Here is a 311-nt window from a genome sequence, read left to right as displayed (position 1 = left end):
AGAGAATATTTTGYAATTATTAAAAAAAGATTTTGGATAATAGCTCTTTTAGCAGTTATATCAGCAGTAATCAGTGGTGTAATAAGCTTTTTTATGCTAAATCCAGTATATGAAGCAAAATCAACTTTAATAGTAAATACTGAAAAAAATGAAGACACTCAGATGATTACAGGAGATCAATTTAATGTTACTCAAAAACTTGCAGTAACTTATGGGGAGATAATAAAGTCTAGAACAGTTTTAGAACAAGTAATAAATAAGTTAAATTTAGATGTTGAGWATGAAGAATTAGTAAATARTGTAACAGTATC

Annotated in this window: 1 protein-coding gene; it reads left to right on the top strand. The window is 26.3% G+C overall.

All coding sequences use genetic code 11. From position 1 onward, the window contains the following. Positions 1–311: YveK family protein (locus tag G3997_RS06570; RefSeq protein WP_296644663.1), on the top strand; the 311-nt coding region annotated here is incomplete at both ends.

Source organism: Romboutsia sp. 13368 (assembly GCF_018336475.1).
Classification (GTDB): domain Bacteria; phylum Bacillota; class Clostridia; order Peptostreptococcales; family Peptostreptococcaceae; genus Romboutsia.
Note: the sequence above shows the minus strand (reverse complement) of the source record. Positions and strands in the feature narration are given on the sequence as shown.